This is a genomic window from Streptomyces sp. NPDC052036 (assembly GCF_040680495.1).
GTDB lineage: Bacteria > Actinomycetota > Actinomycetes > Streptomycetales > Streptomycetaceae > Streptomyces.
Genome location: NZ_JBFAWW010000004.1, coordinates 147,809 through 169,453, shown reverse-complemented (window position 1 = coordinate 169,453; position 21,645 = coordinate 147,809). Strand labels below are relative to the sequence as shown.

At 70.1% G+C, this 21,645-nt stretch carries 20 protein-coding genes; 11 read left to right on the top strand and 9 right to left on the bottom strand.

Going from position 1 to position 21,645, the window contains the following annotated elements:
* Window positions 1-123 precede the first annotated feature (123 nt).
* The 5 genes from AB0L95_RS09040 (at window position 124) to AB0L95_RS09020 (ending at window position 4,436) form a co-directional block, all read left to right on the top strand.
* Window positions 124-810: a maleylpyruvate isomerase family mycothiol-dependent enzyme gene (locus tag AB0L95_RS09040; RefSeq protein WP_365159179.1), complete on the top strand. Its 687-nt coding sequence runs from the start codon at window positions 124-126 to the stop codon at window positions 808-810.
* A gap of 43 nt (window positions 811-853) precedes the next feature.
* A complete protein-coding gene (locus AB0L95_RS09035; RefSeq protein WP_365159176.1) occupies window positions 854-1,510 on the top strand; it encodes an MBL fold metallo-hydrolase in 657 nt (218 codons plus the stop codon).
* Between the two features lie 312 nt (window positions 1,511-1,822).
* Window positions 1,823-2,707, top strand: a complete 885-nt coding sequence (locus AB0L95_RS09030) for an ABC transporter substrate-binding protein (RefSeq protein WP_365159173.1) — start codon at window positions 1,823-1,825, stop codon at window positions 2,705-2,707.
* Complete coding sequence (locus AB0L95_RS09025; RefSeq protein ID WP_365159170.1) at window positions 2,704-3,642, top strand: amino acid ABC transporter permease; 939 nt, start codon at window positions 2,704-2,706, stop codon at window positions 3,640-3,642. The genes AB0L95_RS09030 and AB0L95_RS09025 overlap by 4 nt, the downstream gene beginning before the upstream one ends.
* A 65-nt stretch (window positions 3,643-3,707) precedes the next feature.
* Complete coding sequence (locus AB0L95_RS09020) at window positions 3,708-4,436, top strand: amino acid ABC transporter ATP-binding protein (protein WP_365159636.1); 729 nt, start codon at window positions 3,708-3,710, stop codon at window positions 4,434-4,436.
* 41 nt (window positions 4,437-4,477) lie between these two features.
* On the opposite strand, the gene AB0L95_RS09015 is transcribed toward AB0L95_RS09020, so the two are convergent.
* Together AB0L95_RS09015 and aroQ are read right to left on the bottom strand one after the other, a co-directional pair.
* Entirely contained in the window at window positions 4,478-5,128 is a 651-nt protein-coding gene (locus AB0L95_RS09015) for an ankyrin repeat domain-containing protein (RefSeq protein ID WP_365159167.1), read from the bottom strand.
* A 68-nt stretch (window positions 5,129-5,196) separates the two neighbouring features.
* Entirely contained in the window at window positions 5,197-5,670 is a 474-nt protein-coding gene (aroQ, locus tag AB0L95_RS09010) for a type II 3-dehydroquinate dehydratase (protein ID WP_365159164.1), read from the bottom strand.
* Window positions 5,671-5,867: 197 nt separating this feature from the next.
* Here aroQ and AB0L95_RS09005 point away from each other — a divergent pair, with 197 nt between their 5' ends.
* Window positions 5,868-7,172, top strand: a complete 1,305-nt coding sequence (locus tag AB0L95_RS09005) for an MFS transporter (RefSeq protein ID WP_365159161.1) — start codon at window positions 5,868-5,870, stop codon at window positions 7,170-7,172.
* Window positions 7,173-7,235: 63 nt separating this feature from the next.
* Here the strand turns inward: AB0L95_RS09005 and AB0L95_RS09000 are convergent, their stop codons facing one another.
* From AB0L95_RS09000 to AB0L95_RS08975, 6 genes are all read right to left on the bottom strand, one after another.
* Window positions 7,236-8,336: an ionic transporter y4hA gene (locus tag AB0L95_RS09000; RefSeq protein ID WP_365159158.1), complete on the bottom strand. Its 1,101-nt coding sequence runs from the start codon at window positions 8,334-8,336 to the stop codon at window positions 7,236-7,238.
* A gap of 138 nt (window positions 8,337-8,474) precedes the next feature.
* Complete coding sequence (locus AB0L95_RS08995) at window positions 8,475-9,479, bottom strand: TerC/Alx family metal homeostasis membrane protein (RefSeq protein WP_365159156.1); 1,005 nt, start codon at window positions 9,477-9,479, stop codon at window positions 8,475-8,477.
* Window positions 9,480-9,763: 284 nt separating this feature from the next.
* Complete coding sequence (locus AB0L95_RS08990; RefSeq protein WP_365159153.1) at window positions 9,764-11,728, bottom strand: TerD family protein; 1,965 nt, start codon at window positions 11,726-11,728, stop codon at window positions 9,764-9,766.
* Window positions 11,729-11,773: 45 nt separating this feature from the next.
* Entirely contained in the window at window positions 11,774-12,352 is a 579-nt protein-coding gene (locus AB0L95_RS08985; RefSeq protein ID WP_365159150.1) for a TerD family protein, read from the bottom strand.
* Window positions 12,353-12,510: 158 nt separating this feature from the next.
* The gene (uvrB, locus tag AB0L95_RS08980; protein WP_365159147.1) at window positions 12,511-14,649 is read right to left on the bottom strand and encodes an excinuclease ABC subunit UvrB; all 2,139 of its coding nucleotides are present in this window, start codon (window positions 14,647-14,649) and stop codon (window positions 12,511-12,513) included.
* Window positions 14,650-14,688: 39 nt separating this feature from the next.
* Window positions 14,689-15,555 carry an MHYT domain-containing protein gene (locus AB0L95_RS08975; protein WP_365159144.1) on the bottom strand — a complete coding sequence of 289 codons (867 nt, stop codon included), beginning with the start codon at window positions 15,553-15,555 and terminating at the stop codon, window positions 14,689-14,691.
* 280 nt (window positions 15,556-15,835) lie between these two features.
* Between AB0L95_RS08975 and AB0L95_RS08970 the strand changes: the two genes are divergently transcribed.
* The 4 genes from AB0L95_RS08970 to AB0L95_RS08955 all read left to right on the top strand — a co-directional run bounded on the left by AB0L95_RS08970 (window position 15,836) and on the right by AB0L95_RS08955 (window position 19,400).
* Window positions 15,836-16,711 carry a glycerophosphodiester phosphodiesterase family protein gene (locus AB0L95_RS08970; RefSeq protein ID WP_365159141.1) on the top strand — a complete coding sequence of 292 codons (876 nt, stop codon included), beginning with the start codon at window positions 15,836-15,838 and terminating at the stop codon, window positions 16,709-16,711.
* Window positions 16,712-16,790: 79 nt separating this feature from the next.
* Entirely contained in the window at window positions 16,791-17,345 is a 555-nt protein-coding gene (locus AB0L95_RS08965; RefSeq protein WP_365159138.1) for a methylated-DNA--[protein]-cysteine S-methyltransferase, read from the top strand.
* Between the two features lie 247 nt (window positions 17,346-17,592).
* Complete coding sequence (locus tag AB0L95_RS08960; protein ID WP_365159135.1) at window positions 17,593-18,498, top strand: pseudouridine-5'-phosphate glycosidase; 906 nt, start codon at window positions 17,593-17,595, stop codon at window positions 18,496-18,498.
* On the top strand, window positions 18,495-19,400 hold the full coding sequence (locus AB0L95_RS08955; RefSeq protein WP_365159132.1) for a sugar kinase: 906 nt from the start codon (window positions 18,495-18,497) through the stop codon (window positions 19,398-19,400). Before AB0L95_RS08960 ends, AB0L95_RS08955 begins: the two co-directional genes overlap by 4 nt.
* Before the next feature lie 27 nt (window positions 19,401-19,427).
* Here the strand turns inward: AB0L95_RS08955 and AB0L95_RS08950 are convergent, their stop codons facing one another.
* On the bottom strand, window positions 19,428-20,222 hold the full coding sequence (locus AB0L95_RS08950; protein ID WP_365159129.1) for a methyltransferase domain-containing protein: 795 nt from the start codon (window positions 20,220-20,222) through the stop codon (window positions 19,428-19,430).
* A 199-nt stretch (window positions 20,223-20,421) separates the two neighbouring features.
* Between AB0L95_RS08950 and AB0L95_RS08945 the strand changes: the two genes are divergently transcribed.
* Complete coding sequence (locus tag AB0L95_RS08945) at window positions 20,422-21,549, top strand: magnesium and cobalt transport protein CorA (protein ID WP_365159126.1); 1,128 nt, start codon at window positions 20,422-20,424, stop codon at window positions 21,547-21,549.
* Window positions 21,550-21,645 lie beyond the last annotated feature (96 nt).

Sequence of the window (21,645 nt, the reverse complement as noted above, 5' to 3'; positions counted from 1 at the left end):
CATAACAATCCCCGGCCATCCAGCATGCCCGACGCCGCACTCGACCATATAGCACGTGCATTCGATTTGCGGCCGGAGTCCACCTCCTTCACCCGAAGGAGTGGGCGGACTAGGGTCGGGCCCATGATGGATCACGCGCGCGACCTGGCGTCTGTACGTGACGCTACCGAGCGACTTCTCACCGCAGTCGGCAAACTGGACAACGCGGCGGTGGCCGAGTCGTCACGGCTGCCCGGCTGGACTCGGGGCCATGTCCTCGCCCATGTCTCCCGCAATGCCGACGCCCTCGTGAACGTGCTGGAGGGACGTCCGATGTACGCCTCCGCCGAGGTACGGGACGCCGACATCGAGCGGGACGCCCCGCGCCCCCTGGACGCCCAGCTCGCCGACCTGCGCGCGAGCGGGGCCCGGTTCCAGAGGACCGGGGACGCGCCGGCGGACTGGTCCCGCACGGTGGAGCTGCGCAACGGCGTCACCGACGCGGCGGCCCGGGTGCCGTTCCGGCGGTGGGTCGAGGTCGAGCTGCACCATGTGGACCTCGGGATCGGCTACGAGCTTCAGGACCTGTCGGCGGAGTTCGTCGAGCGCGAGATCGTCTTCCTCACCGAACGGTTCACCGGGCTCACAGAGGTGCCGCACACCCGCGTCACGGACGGCACGCGCGCGTGGCGCACGGGCCGGGAGGCGGCGGAGCCCGAGGTCACGGTGCACGGACCCGCGCCGGTGCTGCTCGGGTGGCTCGCGGGCCGTCACGACGGTTCCCCGCTGCACGTCGAGGGCGGGCCGCTGCCGACGCTCCCGCCGTTGTAGGCCGACGCCTCCTTCGGCCCCGTCACCGCTATAGGCTGCCGCCATGACGTACAGCGGACAGGTGACGGTCGGCGGCCCGGCGGATGTGCACGAGCTCAAGGACCTGATGATCACCAAGATCGCGGTCGGCCCGATGGACAACAACGCCTATCTGCTGCGCTGCCGGGCCACGGACGAGCAACTGCTGATCGACGCGGCCAACGACGCCAGGGCGCTCCTCGGCATGATCGGTGACGACGGCATCGCGTCCGTCGTCACCACGCACCGGCACGGGGACCACTGGCAGGCGCTCGCCGAGGTCGTGGCGGCCACGGGCGCGCGGACGTACGCGGGCCGGGACGACGCCGAGGGCATCCCCGTGCCGACGAACGTGCCGGTCGCCGACGGCGACACGATCCGGGTGGGACACGTGGAACTGACCGCGCGCCACCTTGTGGGCCACACACCGGGCTCGATCGCCCTCGTCTACGACGACCCGCACGGACACCCCCATGTGTTCACCGGGGACTGCCTCTTCCCGGGCGGCGTGGGCAACACACACAAGGACCCGAAGGCCTTCGCCAGCCTGATCCACGACGTCGAGACGAAGATCTTCGACGTGCTTCCCGACGAGACCTGGGTCTACCCCGGGCACGGCAACGACACCACGCTGGGCGACGAGCGTCCGCACCTGCCGGAGTGGCACGCGCGGGGGTGGTGAGCGCCGTCCTCGCAACGCGCCCGGCGCACAAGGCCGGGCGCACGCGCCCCGTGTGAACCGTTCGCACACGCCGGTCCCCCACGCGCGCTCCCGGCACACACGTCGGCGCGGTCAACTGGAGGCAGCCCCGCTCAGGAAGACGGCTCCTGCGCGGCAACGGGCCGCCGGTCCCTCGTCTCCCGCCCTCGGCCGGCGGCCCCGGCGCGCGCCCACCGCCGGAGCGTTCACAAAGTTGCAACACCCGTTCCCACCATACGGACAGTTGCCCACGTGACCTCGACAAACAGTGTGCGGCGCTGTCACTCTCCCGCCATGCAACGTGTCCAACGCGCTCTGCGCCGCGCCGCGTCCGGCGCCACCGTCGCTCTGCTCGCCCTCGCCGTGGGGTGCGCCCCGCAGCCGGAGGGCAACGCTTCCGCCACGGCTTCCGGGACGGCCGCAGGCACCTGTGCGCAGGGCAAGTTGGCCACGAAGACCTCGGGAAAGCTGACCATCGCAACCGACGAGCCCGCCTACGAACCCTGGTTCAAGGACGACAAACCGTCCAACGGCAAGGGCTTCGAGTCGGCGGTGGCCTACGCGGTGGCGGGGCAGCTCGGCTACGGCAAGAGCGCCGTGGTCTGGCAGTCCGTCCCCTTCAACAAGGCCTTCGCGCCCGGTGAGAAGACCTTCGACTTCGACATCAACCAAGTCTCGATCAGCACCGAACGCAAGAAGGCCGTGGACTTCTCCTCCGGCTACTACGACGTCCGCCAGGCCGTCATCGCCCTGAAGGGGTCCAAGGCCGCGCAGGCGAAGAGCATCGCGGATCTGAGGGGTCTCAGGCTGGGCGCCCAGGTCGGCACCACCAGCCTCGACTACATCACCGACGTGGTGAAGCCGACCCGGCAGCCGGCCGCGTACGCCAAGAACGACCAGGCCAAGTCCGCCCTGAAGAACGGTCAGGTCGACGCCGTCGTCACCGACCTGCCGACCGCCTTCTACATCACCGCGGCCGAGGTGACCGACGCGCGGATCGTCGGTCAGTTCGAGAACCAGGGCGGTGCCCCGGAGCAGTTCGGGCTCGTTCTGGACAAGGGCAGTGCGCTCACCCCGTGCGTGACCTCCGCCGTGGACGCCTTGCGCAAGGACGGCACCCTGGCGAGGCTCGAGAAGCAGTGGCTGTCCGACGCCGTCGACGCCCCGGTGCTCAAGTGACCGTCACCGAGGAGGAGTCCGGGGACGGATCCGGCGAACACGGCAGGGCGGTCGCGGACGACGCGGCGGGCAGGGCCGGCGGGGACGACGCATACGCCCCCTCCCCGCGGCGGATCGAGCGCGAGCGGTACAAGCGTGTCCGCGCCCGCCGCGCCACCGCCGTCGCCGCCGTGTCGACCCTGGTCACCGGTGCCGTCCTCTACCTGATCGTCGTCAACGCGCCGGGCTGGCCGCGTACCAAGGAGACGTTCTTCAGCGCGCGTTACGCGCGCGAGGCCCTCCCGAAGGTCCTCGACGGTCTGTGGCTCAACGTCCGTCTGCTGCTGGTGTGCGGGGCCGCCGTCCTGGTCCTCGGCATGCTGATCGCGGTCGCCCGCACCCTGCGCGGGCCGGTGTTCTTCCCGCTGCGCGTGCTGGCCGCCACCTACACGGACTTCTTCCGCGGACTGCCCCTGATCGTCAACCTCATGATCGTGGTGCTGGGCGTGCCCGCGCTGCGTCTGCAGGGCGTGACCGTCGACCCGGTCCTCCTCGGCGGCACGGCGCTCACCCTGACGTATTCCGCGTATGTCGCCGAGGTGTTCCGCGCCGGTATCGAGTCGGTCCATCCCTCGCAGCGCGCCGCGGCCCGCTCCCTCGGGCTCACCAACCGTCAGGCGCTGCGCTACGTCGTGCTCCCGCAGGCCGTACGGCGTCAGGTGCCGCCCCTGCTCAACGACCTGGTGTCGTTGCAGAAGGACACCGGGCTCGTCTCGATCGGCGGTGCGGTGGATGCGGTGCGGGCCGCGGACATCATCGTGGGCCGCAGTCTCAACTACACGCCGTACATCGTCGCGGGGCTCGTCTTCGTGGCGCTGACCATTCCCATGACCCGCTTCGCGGACTGGGTGACCGCCCGGATGGACCGGCAGCGGGCGCAGGGAGGGAACCTGTGAACGACATCCTCCCCTCGGACGGCGCCGCCAAGGGCCCGGGACTGCCCGACTCCCCGGTGCTGCGTATGGAGTCGGTGCGCAAGACCTTCGGCGGTTCGGTCGTCCTGCGGGACGTCGATCTGGAGGTCGCACCGCACTCGGTGACGGCGCTGATCGGCGCCTCAGGCTCCGGCAAGTCGACACTGCTGCGCTGCGCGAACCTCCTCGAGGACATCGACGACGGGGCCATCTGGCTGGACGACGAGGAGATCACCGACCCGCGCGTCGACCAGGACGCCGTGCGCCGCCGGATCGGCGTGGTCTTCCAGGCCTACAACCTCTTCCCGCACATGACCGTCCTGGAGAACATCACCCTCGCCCCGCGCCGGGTGCACGGCGTGGACCGTGCCACCGCCGAGGAGCACGCCCATGGGTTGCTGGAGCGCCTCGGGCTCGGGACCAGGGCGGGCGAGTATCCGGACCGGCTGAGCGGCGGCCAGCAGCAACGCGTGGCGATCGCACGCGCGTTGGCCGTACGCCCCCGGCTGCTGCTCCTGGACGAGATCACCGCCGCCCTCGACCCGGAACTCGTCGGCGAGGTCCTCGCCGTCGTCCGGGACCTGAAGGACGAGGGCATGACCATGATGCTGGCCACCCATGAGATGGGCTTCGCCCGTGAGGTCGCGGACCAGGTCTGCTTCCTGGACGGCGGCGTGGTCCTGGAACGCGGCACGGCCGAGCAGGTCTTCGGCGATCCCCGGCAGGAACGCACCCTGCGCTTTCTGCACCGGATCGTGGAGGCGGGGCGGCTCTGAGGCACGGGTGCCCGAAGGCCCCGGAGGCCGGGCGTACGGCCTCACCGCCCGGCCTCAAGGCAGCAACGGGCTGCCTCGTCGTGGAAGACGGCGGCTCTGCGGTCGGCGTCCTCCTGGGCCGTGCGCTCCTCGGCGGTGAGCGGCACCGCGTTGGGCAGTCCCGCGAAGAGCGGGGCGAGTGCGGTGGTGAGCGCCAGTCTGCCGGGAGAGCGTCCGCCCAGACGCGGGCTCCAGGCGTCCGCGCCTTCGGCGAGCAGCAGTTCCACGGCCTCCCGCGCGCCGTGGCAGACCGCGTCCCACAGGGGTGTCCGGCCGTCGTCCGCGAGGGTGTCCACGTCCTCGACTCGAGGCAGAAACTCCGCGGCGACCTCGGGCGAGCCGTGCCGCGCGGCGAGGTGCAGCGGGGTCTCGCCGCTCCAGGATCCGAGCGGTGCGACGGGATCGGCGCCCCGGGCCAGCCGTGCTCCGACGACGCCGATGTCCTGTCGGCCGTGGTGGGTGATCCCCTCCCAGTCGTCGCGGTCGGGATCGGGACGCGGCGGATCGGTCGGCCCGTCGTCAGCTCCCCCGGCGGGGCCGACGACGGTGGTGATGATCTCCCCCGGCCCCGTGGCGAGGAGGAAGCCCTGCACACTCCGGGACCGCGGGCGGCCCGGGGGTTCCGGCGCGGTCGATCCGTCGAAGAAGTTCATGAGTTGAGCGTGGCACCCGCCACTGACAACCGGACTGAACCTCTCCGCTCAGACCCGGTGACGGGGCGTCACGCCTGCCTGCGTCGCGCCCCCGCGAGCGTCGCGACCCGCTCCACCGCGAAGGCGTATCCCTGCACACCGCACCCGGCGATGACGCCGTCGGCGCGCAGGGAGACGTACGAGTGGTGCCGGAACTGCTCGCGCTGGTGGATGTTGGAGATGTGGACCTCCACGACCGGCAGTCCGTCACAGGCGTTGAGCGCATCCAGGATCGCGACGGAGGTGTGCGAATAGGCGGCAGGATTGATCACGATCCCCGCGTGGTTCAGCCGCGCTTCCTGGATCCAGTCCACCAGCTCGCCCTCATGGTTGGACTGTCGGAAGTCCACCGTGCCCCCGTGGGCGGCCGCCGTCTTCACACACAGCGCCTCGACGTCCGCGAGCGTGTCGGAGCCGTAGATCTCCGGCTGACGCTGTCCGAGGAGGTTCAGGTTGGGGCCGTTGAGGACCATGATCGGGGCGTTGGCGAGGGTACGGGGCACGGTTCCTCCGGTCCGTTCGGATCTGCCGGCCCATGCAGGACCGTTGCTCAGCCCCCGGTCTATCACGATCGCCCGGCGCATCACCGTGGCGTACTGGTCCCCCTACGGCCCCGGGCGTACGCCCTCTCCCGTCACGGGGTGCACCGAGCCCCCATGCGCCCCCGTAGCCGCAGATCACGGTGGGTAATTGAGGCAGCATGCACCATGTACGCAATGTAAGGGCGCCGTCCCTGCTGCGGCTCGCGGCCGCCTCACTGGCGGGAACCGCCATCGAGTTCTACGACTTCTTCGTCTACGGCACCGCCGCCGCCCTGGTTCTGGGGCCTCTGTTCTTTCCGACCTTCTCGCCGCTCGGGGGCACGCTGGCGGCCTTCGGCACCTTCGGGGTGGGTTTTCTGGCCCGTCCGCTCGGCTCGGTGCTGTTCGGGCACCTCGGGGACCGGCGCGGAAGACGGCCGGTCCTCATCGCCTCCCTGGTACTGACCGGCGCCGCCACGGTTGCGGTCGGCTGCCTGCCGACGTACGGCACGATCGGCATGGCCGCGCCCCTGCTCCTTCTGGTGCTGCGCTTTCTTCAGGGGCTCGGGCTCGGCGGGGAGTGGGGCGGTGCGGTGCTGCTGACCCTGGAACACGCGCCACCCGGGCGGCGCGCCCTGTGGTCGAGCTTTCCGCAGATGGGCCCCTCACTGGGGTTTGTGCTGGCCAATGGCATGGTGCTCGGGCTGTCGGCGACGTTGTCGGACGCGCAGTTCGCCTCCTGGGGATGGCGCATCCCGTTCTGGGCCGCGGGGCTGCTGGCGACAGCAGGTCTGTGGCTGCGCTCCTCCGTGACGGAGAGTCCGCTCTTCCTGGAGATCGACGACCACGCGCGCGTGCCGCTCGCCGAGGTCGTGCGTGTCCACTGGAGGCTGGTACTGCTCACGGCCGGTGCGCTGGCGGTCGGGTACGCGGTCTTCTACTCCGTGACGACCTGGTCCCTGGCGTACGCGACGGAGCGGCTCGGCGTGAGCCGTCCGGTCATGCTGACGTGCGTCATGGCCACCGTCCTGGTGCAGGGCGCTCTGACGCCTCTCGCGGCCCTCCTGGGAGACCGCTACGGGCAGCGATCGCTGTGCCTCACGGGGTGCGCCGGTGTCGCCCTGTGGATGTTCCCGATGGTCGCGCTGCTGGCCACGGGTGAGCCTGTGCTGATGTTCCTGGGGTTCCTGGGAGCGATGCTCGCCTTCATCACGATGTTCGCCGTAACCGCCGCGTATCTGCCGGAGTTGTACGAGCCCCGGGTGCGGTGCACGGGCGCGGCCGTGGGCTACAACCTCGGAGGGGTGCTCGGCGGAGCCCTCACCCCGATCGTGGCCACGACGCTGGCCGGTTACGGGGGCCGGGTGCCCTGGGGGGTCGGCGCCTATCTGACGGCGGTGGCCCTGGTCAGCCTGGGGTGCTTCGCGCTGCTGCCGGAGACCGCTCCCGGGGCCGTCCCGGTGACGGAACCCGCACCCGGCTGAGCGGCCGAGAGCCCATCGGCGCCCGCGCGCCGGCCTGTCCGCCGGTCGTGGGCGCCGGGCTGTCTACGGGCTTACCGCCAGCTCCAGATACGCCCCGAACAGCACGAGGTGCACACCGCCCTGGAGCGGGGTGGCACGCCCGGGCACCACGGTCAGCGAACTCACCACCACCGTCAGGGCGAGCAGCACCATATGCAGCGGACCGAGGCCGAGGAGGAGCGGTCCGGACAGCCACACGGACGCGAGGGCGACGGCGGGAATGGTCAGGCCGATACTGGCCATAGCCGAGCCGAGAGCCAGGTTCAGACTCGTCTGGACCCGGTCGCGGCGTGCCGACCGCAGGGCGGCGATGGTCTCCGGCAGCAGCACCAGCAGTGCGATCACCACTCCGACGACGGACTGCGGCATGCCCGCCGCCGCCACGCCGGACTCGATGGCGGGCGAGACGCCCTTGGCGAGTCCGACGACACCGATGAGGGCCAGCGTGAGCAGACCCAGGCTGAGGGTGGCGGCACGGGCGGAGGGCACGCCGGCGTGGTCGTCCGCCCGGATCACCTCTCCCTGACGGGTGATCGGGAGGAAGTAGTCCCGGTGGCGCACCGTCTGGGTCGCCACGAACAGCCCGTACAGGATCAGTGAGGAGAGCGCGGCGAAGATGAGCTGGAACGAGGAGAACTGCGGACCGGGCTTGCTCGTGGTGAACGTCGGCAGAACCAGGCTGAGGGTGGCCAGGGTCGCGACGGTGGCGAGCGCCGCCCCGGTCCCCTCGGGGTTGAAGACCGCGATCCGGTGGCGCAGCGAGGCCACCAGGAGGCTCGCGCCGACCACGCCGTTGCAGGTGATCATCACGGCCGCGAAGACCGTGTCACGGGCCAGGGTCGCGCTCTTGGCGCCGCCGTCGGCCATGAGGGTGACGATCAGCGCGACCTCGATGACCGTGACCGCGATGGCAAGGACGAGTGACCCGAAGGGCTCACCGACCCGGTGAGCGACCACTTCGGCGTGGTGGACCGCGGCCAGGACGGAGCCCGCGAGGATCACCGTCACCAGGACGACGATCCCGCCGGGCAGAGCGCGTCCCCAGGTGAGGGCCAGCAGCACCACCGCGGCCACCGGCACGACGGCCGTCCATCGCGTCGCGAGTGATCGGAGCCGGACGACCATGCTAATGATCGTCGCAGACCCGTGCGGGCCCCGCATTCCAGGTCAGGCCGCCACCGAACCGCCCGGCGCTCGCCCTGGGGATGCGTGGCGCCGCGTCGCGCATCCCTTCCGGCCGCCTGGCTCGGTGCCGTGCCCTCGTCACGTCTCGACGCCGTCCTTTCGTGCCCCCTCGCCGACCTGGTGCGCCGTCTCGACCGCCTCCCGCTTCCTGGAGGCCGTCAGGCTGGTGATCGTCGTGACGACCAGTACGGCGGAGATGACGCCCAGAGAGACCGGTATGGAGATCTCGGGGACCTGCACACCGGACTCGTGGAGCGCGTGCAGCACCAGCTTGACCCCGATGAAGCCGAGGATGATCGACAGGCCGTAGGAGAGGTGGACCAGCTTCCTGAGCAGGCCGCCGATGAGGAAGTACAGCTGCCTCAGGCCCATCAGCGCGAACGCGTTGGCCGTGAAGACGATGTACGGATCCTGGGTCAGGCCGAAGATGGCGGGGATGGAGTCGAGGGCGAAGAGCACGTCCGTGGTGCCGATCGCCAGCATCACGACCAGCATCGGCGTCATGACCCGCTTGCCGTTCTGCTGGATCCACAACTTGGTGCCGTGGTACCGGTCGGCCACCCCGAAGCGGCGCTCGGCTGCCTTCAGCAGCTTGTTCTCCTCGTACTCCTCCTCTTCCTCCTTTCCGGACCTGGCCTCCTGGATCAGCTTCCAGGCGGTCCAGATCAGGAACGCGCCGAAGAGGAAGAAGACCCAGGAGAAGGACGCGAGGATCGCGGCGCCCGCGGCGATGAAGGCCGCCCGCAGGACCAGGGCTATGAGCACGCCGACGAGGAGCACACGCTGCTGGTACTGCGAGGGCACCGCGAACTTCGCCATGATCAGGACGAAGACGAAGAGATTGTCGACGCTGAGCGACTTCTCGGTGATGAAGCCCGCGAAGAATTCTCCGGCCGGCTGTCCGCCTCCGAAGACGAACAGGCCCAGGCCGAACAGTCCGGCCAAGGCGATCCAGACGATCGTCCAGATGCCGGCTTCCTTGATCGACACGTCGTGCGGTTTACGGCCGATGAAGAAGTCGACCGCGATGAGGGCAGCGAGGCCCACGATCGTGAAGACCCACAGGGTCAGGGAAACATTCACTGCGCCTCCGGCAGTACGTCACGGCGGATATCAGCGTCGTCGCTGCCGGAGGTCTCTTCCACCCGAGGATCCCGGGGCGCGTGCTGCGTCCGGTGCCTTTGGGCCGACGCCCCGGGATCTGGCCTGATCCGTATTGACGGGTGCGCCGCAGCAGATAGGGAGTACTCCCCTCCGTGGGAAAAACAGTACCCCAATCACCAAGGAAAGGTAAAGAACAAAGTAAAAATAGATCCAAATCCCCAGTTCACGGGGCCTTTACTTATCTTTGGCCAACAGGGGTCCGGTCAGTGGTCCCAGGCGCTGCGGGACTCCGCGACCCGGCTGAGCACCTGGGTGAGCACCTGGCTGCCCCGGGGCACCCGCGGGGGCTCGTAGGTCCACGCATGGCCGACCCAGGGGTCCGCGAGGTGGTCGTCGGGAACCGGGGTGAGCCGCAGCAGTGAGCGCCATAGCGGGTCGAGCAGCGGACCGTAGGAGGTGGCGTCCTCCCGGTCGGCGACCATCATCAGCTGCACGCCGACGGACGGGCCCTCGTCCGCGAGATAGCGCAGCTGGGTCACCGCCCGGTCGTCGAAGCCGTGCGGGAAGTCATGGACGATCAGCAGACGCCCTGCGATGTCGAGGCCCGGCGGCAGAGCCTCCGAGGCGCCGCCGCGCACGGCCATCTGCAGCAGGTCGACGTGCTGGGTCAGCCGGGTGAGCACATCGGAGACGCCCGCACCGCCGACCGCGGGCGGCTCGACGAGCACCCCGGACTGCACCAGGGGCGCGAGTGCCGGAGCGCCCGAGCCCGCCGGGTCGATCACCTGCACCGCGAACTCGCCGGGCGGGTACACCGCCAGCAGCCGTGCCGCGTGCACCACCGCCGCTTCCATGGCGAGCCGACGCAGTTCGTCGGAGTCCACCAGCGGGTCCAGGGATCCGGAGCGGCCGCTGTCGATCCACAGCCCGCGCTGCAACGGCAGCCTGACCAGCATGGGGATGCGCAAGGTCTCGCTCTCGGGGAGGTGCAGATCTCCGAGGCGCACAGCCATGGGGATCTCCGTCGGCGCCCGGTACCCGTGCCAGACCGGGCTGTCCCAGCCCGCGAACGCCGGGGGCAGCGCGGGCTCGACGACGTCCGACTCCGCGTTGAGCTGAGTGAGGTCGCGGTCGAGCGAGGCCCTGGCCTGAGTGACGAGTCCGGTGTGCTTGCTCCGGGCCGCCTCGCGCGCCGCGTCGCCCTGGCCGCCGATCCGGTTGCGTGGATCCGCCAGCGTATGGTCCAGCTCCCGCTCCAGGCGGGAGTCGGCGAAGTCGACGGCGCTGCGGTACGCGGCGGCCGCGCGCGCCAGGTCCTCGAACATGCCCCACACCTGGTTGTAGAGCCGCTCCTCCATGGTCCAGCCGGTGGCGTCGCCCGCGACGGGCTGCGCGGGCTGCCCCGGCGGGGTCGCAGGCGCGGTCGGCGGGGGCGTCTGCGGTGCCGCGCCACGCCGACGGGGGTGCACATAGTCGATCGAGCCGCCGGAGGCTGGTTGCGGGACCGGGTCGGGCGAGCCGGTGGCGTCGTACGGGGATCCCTGCCGGGGCACGCCGGGCGGATCCTGGTGGGGCTGTACGGCGCCGGAGGCCCCCTGGGGAGCCGCCGGGGCGGCCGTCTGCCGGGTGCGGTCGCCGTCCGGGAGGCGCGGCGGTGGCGGTGCGATCGAGCGGGCCAGGCCATGGGCCACCGCCTCGTTGATCCCGCCGGCGAGCGGCTCGGCCTCGGACAGGCCCTGGTCCGCGAGGAGCGCGGAGAGTCCGCCCGCATAGCCCTGGCCGATCGCGCGGACCTTCCAGGCACCCTGCCTGCGGTAGAGCTCCAGCGCGATGACCGCAGACTCGGAGTCCAGGCCGCTCATGGTGTAGTGCGCGACCCCTGAGCCGTCGATCCCGGTGACGGTGGCGACGGGGGCGGCGAGGCCCCCGAACCGCGCGGGGCCGCCGGTCCCCGTGGGCAGGGCGAGCAGCACGCTGACCCGGTGCACGCTCTCCGGCAGCGCATCCAGATCGAACGCCAGCCGGTGGTCTGCCGCGGCCTGCCGGGAGACCTCCAGGCCGGGCAGCGCGGGCGCGCCCGGGTGGGCCACCCACTCGACGCCGGGCACCCTGCCCTGTGCGTCAGCGAGCGTGGCCCCGGCCACGACCGGCGTGCAGGCCGACACCCGGACTTCGAGGCGGGCCTGCGGAAGCGGATGGTTCTGCCCCCGGACCAGCTCGGCCGTCATCGCCTCGTCCCCCTGTGTCGCTTTGTGTGTCCGGTGTCCGGACGTCTACAGGTGCGGCAGGATCGCCGGCATCAGGTCCTGGAAGGTACGGCCGTTGGCCGCAGTGCCCAGGGCCGTCATGGTCCAGTCCTCGCCCTGGCGGTGGACCTTGGCCATGATCTGCGCCGTGTACGCGCCCCCGCCGGCCAGTGTGTAACGGGCCAGCTCCTGGCCGTTGGTCTCGTCGACCAGACGGCAGAACGCGTTCTGCACCTCCTGGAACGTCTGGCCCGTGAACGAGTTCACGGTGAAGACGATCTGGTCGATGTGGACCGGAACACGCTGGAGATCGACAAGGATCGCCTCGTCGTCGCCGCCCTGTCCCGCTCCGCCGACGAGGTTGTCACCCGTGTGCCGCACGGATCCGTCGTCGCTCACCAGGTGGCGGAAGAAGACCACGTCGACGGGCTGCTTGTCCGCGAAGAGCACGGCGGACGCGTCGAGGTCGACCTCCCGGGTGCGCGAACCGAACAGCCCGCGCCGGGGAGCGGCCTGCCAGCCGAGCCCCATACGCACCGCGGTCAGCGTGCCTCCGTCGTTCTTCTGCAGGCTGATGGCCTGCCCCTTGGTCATATTGACGGTCACGCCGTTCCCCTCTCGAGCCATCCCCTGTGGCCGCGGACTCCGCGGCTGCCAAAACCCTACGCAGCGGCACTGACAGTGACGAACCCCGGACCGCGCTTTGTGTCGGTCTTGCAACACATCGCGCACATTCCGGGGTCCGCCAACGGGTGGCGGGGCCGTCAGGCCAGGCCCGCCTCCCTCATCTGACGCAGTTCCTTCTTCATCTCGGAGACCTCGTCGCGCAGCCGGGCCGCGATCTCGAACTGCAGATCCGCGGCCGCGGCCCGCATCCGCGCCGTCAGCTCCTCGATCTGCTCGGCGAGTTCGGCCGCGGGACGGTCGGTCGGGACCGTCTCCTTGGCCTTGCCCTTGGCGGGCTTGGCACCCTTCGCCGTCTGGCCGCCGAGCGAGGGGACGGGGGCCTTGGCGCCCTTGCCGTCCTTCGCCTTGCGGTACCCGCTGCCGAGCAGCTGCTCCGTGTCCACGTCCTCGCGGGCGATCTGCGCCACGATGTCGTTGATCTTCTTGCGGAGCGGCTGCGGGTCGATGCCTCTCGCCTTGTTGTACGCGATCTGCTTCTCACGGCGGCGGTTGGTCTCCTCGATGGCCTTCTCCATCGCCGGAGTGATCTTGTCCGCATACATATGGACCTGGCCCGAGACATTGCGCGCGGCACGGCCGATGGTCTGGATGAGGGAGGTCCCCGAGCGCAGGAAGCCCTCCTTGTCGGCGTCGAGGATCGCCACCAGCGAGACCTCGGGCAGGTCGAGGCCCTCCCTCAGGAGGTTGATGCCGACCAGGACGTCGTACTCACCGGCCCGCAGTTCGCGCAGCAGCTCGACCCGGCGCAGAGTGTCCACGTCGCTGTGCAGATAGCGCACCTGGATGCCGAGCTCCAGGAAGTAGTCGGTGAGGTCCTCGGCCATCTTCTTGGTGAGCGTGGTGACCAGGACGCGCTCGTCCTTCTCGGTGCGCTTGCGGATCTCGTGCACCAGGTCGTCGATCTGGCCCTCGGTGGGCTTGACCACGACCTCCGGGTCCACCAGTCCGGTGGGGCGGATGATCTGCTCGACCTGGCCGTCGGACCGGGACAGCTCGTACTGCCCGGGGGTCGCCGAGAGATAGACCGTCTGGCCGATGCGCTGCTGGAACTCCTCCCACTTCAGCGGGCGGTTGTCCAGGGCCGAGGGCAGGCGGAAGCCGTGCTCGACCAGGGTGCGCTTGCGGGAGGCGTCGCCCTCGTACATGGCACCGATCTGCGGCACCGTGACGTGTGACTCGTCGATGACGAGCAGGAAGTCCTCCGGGAAGTAGTCGAGCAGGGTGTTCGGCGCGGAGCCGGGCTCTCGGGCGTCGAAGTGCATCGAATAGTTCTCCACGCCGGAGCAGGTGCCGATCTGGCGGAGCATCTCGATGTCGTACGTCGTGCGCATGCGCAGCCGCTGGGCCTCCAGGAGCTTGCCCTGCTTCTCCAGCTCGGCCAGACGCACCTCCAGCTCCTTCTCGATGCCGTTGATCGCCCGCTCCATGCGCTCGGGTCCCGCGATGTAGTGGGAGGCGGGGAAGACGTACAACTGCTCGTCGTCGCTGATGACCTCGCCGGTGAGCGGGTGGAGGGTGGAGAGGGCCTCGATCTCGTCGCCGAACATCTCGATGCGGACGGCCAGCTCCTCGTAGACCGGGAAGATCTCGATGGTGTCGCCGCGCACCCGGAAGGTGCCGCGGGTGAACGCCATGTCGTTACGCGTGTACTGGATGTCGACGAAGCGGCGCAGCAGCTGGTCGCGGTCGATCTCGTCGCCGACCTTGAGGTTGACCATCCGGTCCACGTACTCCTGCGGGGTGCCGAGGCCGTAGATGCAGGAGACCGAGGCGACCACGATGACGTCACGTCGGGTGAGCAGCGAGTTGGTCGCGGAGTGGCGCAGGCGCTCCACCTCCTCGTTGATCGAGGAGTCCTTCTCGATGTAGGTGTCCGACTGCGGGACGTACGCCTCGGGCTGGTAGTAGTCGTAGTACGAGACGAAGTATTCGACCGCGTTGTTCGGCAACAGCTCGCGGAACTCGTTGGCCAGCTGGGCAGCCAGCGTCTTGTTCGGGGCCATCACCAGGGTGGGGCGCTGGAGCTTCTCGATCATCCACGCGGTGGTCGCGGACTTACCGGTACCGGTCGCGCCCAGCAGGACGACGTCCTTCTCACCTGCGCGGATGCGCTTGTCCAGTTCAGCGATGGCCGTGGGCTGGTCACCGCTGGGCTGGTAGGGGCTGACGACCTCGAGGGGCGCCACCGAGCGTTCGATCTGGGAAACGGGCCGCATGTTCTCCACCGTACGACCCCGCACTGACAACGGGGGCGGTCACCGGTTCTGCGGGGTCCGGAAGTTCCGCTGTGCGGTGCGCCGTCGGGGGCGGTAGGACGGATGCCCTCCGGTGTGGGTCACCTGCGGGTGCGCCGGGATCCCGGGCTTGCGCTCGACCGGGGTCCAGTCGGGCTTGCCCATGACCATCAGCGGGTCGAACATCACGACGACGCCGGCCAGGCAGAGGAAGGCGAGCGGACCGATCATCATCGGGGCGAGCAGGGCGGCGGCCTTCTCACCGTCCGGGCTTCCCCCGATGCCGTGCAGATGGACGCTGAGGGCGGCCATACCCGTGTAGTGCATGCCGGTGACGGCGAGTCCCATGACGAGGCTCGCTCCGACGCTCCAGAGGAAGCCGCGTATCTGTCCGGCCGCCCAGAGGGCGGTGGTCGCCGCGACGACCGCTATGACGACGGACGCGGCGACGGTGAGGGTGTTGTACTCCAGCACGCCGTTGAGACGCATCCCCGCCATACCGAGGTAGTGCATCGAGGCGATGCCCAGACCGGTGATGGTGCCTCCGGTGAACAGCGCCACTCCGGTCGCGCCCCGGTAGCCGACGATGAAGACGCCGACTCCGACCATGACGATGGCGACGGCAAGGCTCGCGAACGTGGTCGCTTTGTCGTAGTGGATCGGGGTCTGCTGGACGGTGAACCCCATCATCGCGATGAAGTGCATGGTCCAGATGCCGGACCCGATGGCGGCCGACCCCAGGGCGAGCCATCCGGCTCGCCAGGACTGGGCCATCATCATCGATCTCGTGGTGCAGCGCAGACCGAGCGCGCCGCCGAGGCAGGCCATGAGGTATGCCACCACCGGGGTGACCAATCCGTAGCTGAAGCCGTCGACGGTGCCCTGCATACGCGGCGGCCCTCCTCACCCTGTACGTCCCTGAAAATCCGGAAATGCCCCCCATCCCCAAGACCGCGACGACGGTCAGGGCTGTGGCAGAGAGTATGACTCCCACCGGAACGAACGAACGATTTTCCGGCAAAGAAGCACGACGCTGCCGCACTTGTGCGGCGCTTGTGAGCACTTCTGGGTAACGCCCGCCCAACTGTGCCTGTCTCGTTGCGTCACTTACTTGACTCCCTGCTGCCACTCTGATGCTGTGAGTGATCACCTCGATGCGGGAGTACGTATGCACGCGCGCGTTGCAGTCACCGCCACGGCCATCGCGTTCTTCGGAATCGGCATCGCCATACTGCCGACGCCGCACGCCGGTGCCGCCGGCAGCGACCGACTGGTCGTCGTGGCCCACCGCGGGGCCTCCGGCTATGCGCCCGAGAACACCCTGGCCGCCATCGACAGAGCGGCCGCCATGGGCTTCGGCTGGGTCGAGAACGACGTGCAGCGCACGAAGGACGGCCGGCTCGTCGTGATCCACGACGCCACGCTGGACCGGACGACCGACGTCAAGAAGCTGTTCCCGCACCGGGCGCCCTGGCGGGTGAAGGACTTCACCGCGAAGGAGATCGCGCGCCTGGACGCGGGCAGCTGGTACGGCCGTCGGTACGCGGGTGTGCGCGTACCGACACTGCAGCAGTACATGGAGCGCCTGTCGCACAACCACCAGAGCCTGATCCTGGAGATCAAGAATCCCGAGCTGTACCCGGGCATCGAGCGGCAGACCCTCGCCCTGCTGGACAAGGACGGCTGGCTCGACCCCGGCCATCTGAGGAACCGGCTGATCGTCCAGAGCTTCAGCGCGGCGAGTGTGCGCACGGTCCACGGCCTGCGACCGGAGATCAGGACCGCGTACCTGGGCACACCGCCGGTGTCGGAGCTACAGGCGTACTCCCGGTTCGCCGACCAGATCAACGGGGAGTACACCAAGCTCTCGTCCGGCTATGTCTCCGCGGTGCACTCGCTCAAGGGGCCGCACGACAAGCCGATGAGGGTCTTCGCCTGGACCGTCAACGGAGCGGACGAGGCTGAGCGGGTGGACGGCTTCGGCGTGGACGGCGTCATCACGAACGTCCCCGATGTGGTGCGGCGGGCGGTCACGGCCAGCTGACCTCGTGGCGCGCGTGCGCCGCCGTGGCCGGGCGCCCGCCCACGGCGGCGCTGTCGGTGGCGGGTCGTACGGTGGGCGCATGAACAGTGACGGGCAGGACGAGCAGTATCTGGTGTGGACCGTGGTCGCCACGGACATCGGACCCCTGCTGCTGGCCGCGACGCACGACGGCCTGGTGAACGTGGTGTTCCACGCGACGGAGGCCGTGCGCGACACGGCCCTGGCGCGACTGGCGTCCCGGTTCGGCACGGAGCCTGTCGAGGCGCCGGACGCTCCGCTCCTGACCGAGGCGAGACGCCAGCTGGCGGCCTACTTCACGGGTGAGCTGCGCGACTTCACACTGCCGTTGGACTGGTCCCTGATCACCGGCTTCAACCGGCAGGTGCTGCGCGCGCTGGCCTCGGGAGTGCCGTACGGCGCCGTGGTGGGGTACGGCGACCTGGCCCGCCGGGTCGGTCAGCCGGGCGCGGCCCAGGCCGTGGGGACGGCGATGGGTGCGAACCCGCTGCCGGTGGTCGTGCCGTGCCACCGCGTGGTCGAGAGCGACGGCGGCCTCGGCGGGTTCGGGGGCGGGCGGGAGACCAAACGCCAGTTGCTCGCCCTCGAAGGGGTGCTGCCGGAGCCACTCTTCTGACCCGCGCTGCGGGCTGCTCGTAGCGCCGCGCCTCGAAGACGCTCCCGAGCGCTTCCGGGCCGGCCGCCTCCTCGTGGAAGCCGGCGGCTGCGTCGGGGTCCCTGACGCACAGGACGACATGGTCGAAACATGGCGAATCGTCCGTCATGCGCCCAGGCTGGTGTTCTCCCCCCGCGGCTCGCTCGTGTTTGGTCCCGGGCGCCGCCCGCCAGAGATGAGGGAAGACCGAGAGACAGGAGGCACGCACGTGCTGATGGTGTCCGAAGAGGTGCGGGAGGCCCTCGCCGCCCGCCGACCGGTGGTGGCCCTGGAGTCGACGATCATCGCGCACGGGCTGCCCCGTCCGCGGAACCTCCAGATCGCGCTGGACCTGGAGGAGCTCGTACGACAGGAGGGCGCCGTACCGGCGACGATCGCCGTCCTGGACGGCCAGGCCCATGTCGGGCTGGGCAAGGAGCAGGTCGAGCGGATCGCGAACGAGGAGGGGATCCGCAAACTGGGCCATCGCGACCTGCCGCTCGCGGCCGCAGCGGGCGTGAGCGGGGCGACGACGGTGTCCGCGACGGCCCTGCTGGCCTCCCTCGCCGGGGTACGGGTCTTCGCGACGGGCGGCCTCGGCGGAGTGCACCGGCAGTGGACCGCGACCCAGGACGAGTCCGCCGACCTGGGGCTGCTGGCCAGGACGAGGATCACCGTGGTGTGCGCGGGCGTGAAGTCGATCCTGGACGTGCCGGCGACGCTGCAGCGTCTGGAGACTCTGGGCGTGGCGGTGGCCGGCTACCGCACCGACCGCTTCCCGGGCTTCTATCTCTCCGACTCGGGGCATCCGGTCGACTGGACCCTCGAGTCCCCGGAGGAGGTGGCGGACGTCATGCGGGCACAGGACGCGCTCGGCGGCCCGGAGTCGGCACTCGTCGTCGCCCATCCTGTTCCGCAGGAGGAGCAGCTCGATCCGCAGCTCCACGCGCGTGTGCTCTCCGCCGCGCTGCAGGCGTGCGAGGACGAGGGGGTCACCGGTCAGGCGGTCACACCGTTCCTGCTCGACTATCTGGTACGGCAGACCGAGGGGGCCTCGCTGAGCGCCAACCTGGCGGCGGTGCGCGGCAACGTACGCCTCGCCGCACGGATCGCGGCGGCCTGGGCGAAGGCGTGAGCGGGGCTCTGCTCGTCATCGGGGACGTCGTCACGGATGTCGTCGCCCGCCACCGCGGCCCGCTCGCCTCGGGCACGGACACGGCCGCCGTCATCCGTACGCTTCCCGGCGGCGCCGGTGCGAACGTGGCCTGCTGGGCGGCCCATTGGGGCTGCCCGGATGTGCGGCTGCTCGGGCGCGTCGGGGCCGACACGGCAGCCTGGCACGAACGGGAACTGACCGGGTCGGGTGTACGGCCCCACCTGGTCGTCGACGCCGAGGCGGCCACGGGAACGGTCATCTGTCTGGTGGACCGAAGCGCCTCGGCGGAGCGCACCTTCCTCACGGACAGCGGAGCCTGTCTGCGGCTGGACCCCGAGGACTGGTCGGACGCACTGCTCGACGGGGTCGCACGACTGCATCTGTCGGGCTATCTGCTGTTCTCCGAGCCGAGCCGGGCGCTGGTGAGGGTGGCCCTGGCGGCGGCACGCGCGCGTGACGTGCCGGTGAGTCTGGATCCGGCGTCGGCCGGGTTCCTCACCGAGCTGGGCGTGGGCCGGTTCCTGACGCTCGCCGAAGGCGTCGACGTGCTGCTGCCCAGCCGGGACGAGGCGCGTCTGCTGACCGGGCTGCCCGACCCCATGGACGCGGCCGCCAAACTGAGCCGCCATCTGCCCCTGGTCGTCGCCAAGCAGGGTGCGGAGGGGGCGCTGGTGGCCGTGTCGGGGACGGTCCGTGCCCGGATCCCGGCGGTGCCCGCCACCCCTCGGGACACGACAGGCGCGGGCGACGCCTTCACCGGCGCCTTTCTGGCTGCCCTCCTGTCGGGGGCGGAGCCGGAGGAGGCGACGGCGCAAGGGTGCAGGGCGGGGGCCATGGCGGTGGAGAGAGTAGGAGGCAGGCCCCCGGCAGGCGTCGGGTAGGCGGCCGGGAGCCGACCGGCTGTCCGTCTACTCCTTGCGGCCCCACGCCGAGATCAAGGGGGACGTGGCCAGATCCATCGTGCCGGACGCGACATGGGACAGATGGCGGTCGATCTCCTCGTCCGTGGCGAGGCCCGCGGCGACGAGCCGGTCGCGGATCTGCCGGACCGTCGCGGATTCGAGGGCCGAGCAGGCGGGCGAGGCGATCGGGAAGTACGCGTCGGCCTCCACCCGCTCCAGTCCCGCCTCGCGCAGCAGGCGCGGAAGTCGGCGGCCGTAGGAGAGATCGGCGCCGCGTTCGGCGAGGAGCGAGCGGAAGCCCTGGCGCAGACGGTTGGCGAGCTGTTGCTCGGGGCCGTACTCATCCGGGCAGATGAGGGGCTGGAGCGCAGGGTCGGCGTCCTCGATCAGCAGCCGTCCGCCGGGACGCAGGGCCTTGATCATCCATTGCAACGCCCTTTCCCGGTCCGGTACATGGACGAGGACGAGCCGGGCGTGCACCAGGTCGAATCCCTCCCCCGGCGGCTCTTCGGTGCCGACGTCGTGGGTGCGGATCTCGATCGGGGGCCGGGCGGCCGAGTCCGCCCACGAGGTGTCGATGTCGGTGGCGAGGACCTTTCCTGTCGGACCGACCTTCTCGGCCAGCCAGGAGGCCACGGAGGTGCCCCCGGCGCCGACCTCCCAGCAGCGCCAGCCGGGGCCGATACCGAGGTCCTCGATATGGCGGAACGTGGTGGGGTCGAAGAGGGCGGAGAGCGCGTCGAAGCGCCGACCCGCCTCGGCCTGCTGGTTGTCGAGGAGATATCCGTCGCTCGGCGTCATACAACGATCATCTCAGCCGGCCGTCCGGGCTGTGCCCGACAACGCTCCGTGCGACCGGTACAGGGTGACCGCCCACCTGCCCACCGAAGCGGAACTATCCGTTTCCACAGGCTTTTTCCGGCGATCGAGCCCGGCTGGCAGACTGGCTCGCGAAGGCGCGGAATGCGCGGTGCGAGGAGATCCACGCAAGGAGATCCAGATGTCCATGGCAGGGAATCTCCGGAAGGTCACGGGCCTCGACAGGGTCAATGGCCTCCGTAGGGTGGCGCGGTTGGCGCGGCGTCGAGGGCGCGTCGATCTGAGCCACCCTGCCCGGTCACCTTTGGGCTCCGCGGTGGTCAACTGCGTGACGTACCAGAAGGGCGTCCGCGTTCCCGACGCCGGGGATCTGGTCGACTCCGTGGAGCGGGTCCGCAAGAGCGCCGACGGGTTCGTCTGGCTCGGGCTGCACGAGCCGACAGACCAGGAGTTCGCGGGCATCGCCGAACTCTTCGATCTGCATCCGCTCGCGGTCGAGGACGCGATCGAGGCGCATCAGCGCCCGAAGCTGGAGCGGTACGGGGAGACGCTGTTCGCGGTCTTCAAGACCGTCTGCTACGTGGAGCACAAGGAGTTGACCGCGACGAGCGAGGTGGTGAGCACCGGCGAGATCATGGTGTTCATCGGTCCCGCCTTCGTCATCACGGTGCGGCACGGACGGCACGGCTCGCTGGGGCCTCTGCGTGAGGAGCTGGAGGCCCACCCCCAGCAGCTCGCGAAGGGCCCCGCCGCGGTGCTGCACGCGATCGCCGACCAGGTGGTGGACGACTATCTGAGCGTCACGGACGCGGTGCAGGGGGACATCGACCAGGTCGAGACGGACGTGTTCGCGGAGAACAGCGCGCGACTGGATCCGGGCCGCATCTACCAGCTCAAGCGGGAACTCCTCGAGCTGAAGCGGGCGGTGGCGCCCCTGGACCGCCCCATCCAGGAGCTGGCCACCAGGCCGATCCGAGTGATCGACCCGGAGATACAGGCGTACTTCCGGGACGTCTCCGATCATCTGCTGCGCGCCATCGAGCAGATAGCCGCCTTCGACGAACTGCTCAACTCGATCCTGCAGGCACATCTCGCGCAGGTGAGCGTCGCTCAGAACGAGGACATGCGCAGAATCACGGCCTGGGCCGCACTGATCGCGGTGCCGACGATGGTCACCGGTGTGTACGGCATGAACTTCACGTACATGCCCGAGCTGAACTGGAGATTCGGCTATCCGGCGGTTCTGGTCGTGATAGCCGTGGGCTGTCTCGTCCTGTACCGGGGATTCAAGCGCAACGGCTGGTTGTGACCCCACAGGCCCTTCACCCAGCCACGGCAAAACCTCGGGGGCGCTCAGCACCGCCGGTCCGAGCCGGTCGACGAGTGCCGACCGGCCGGCGGACGG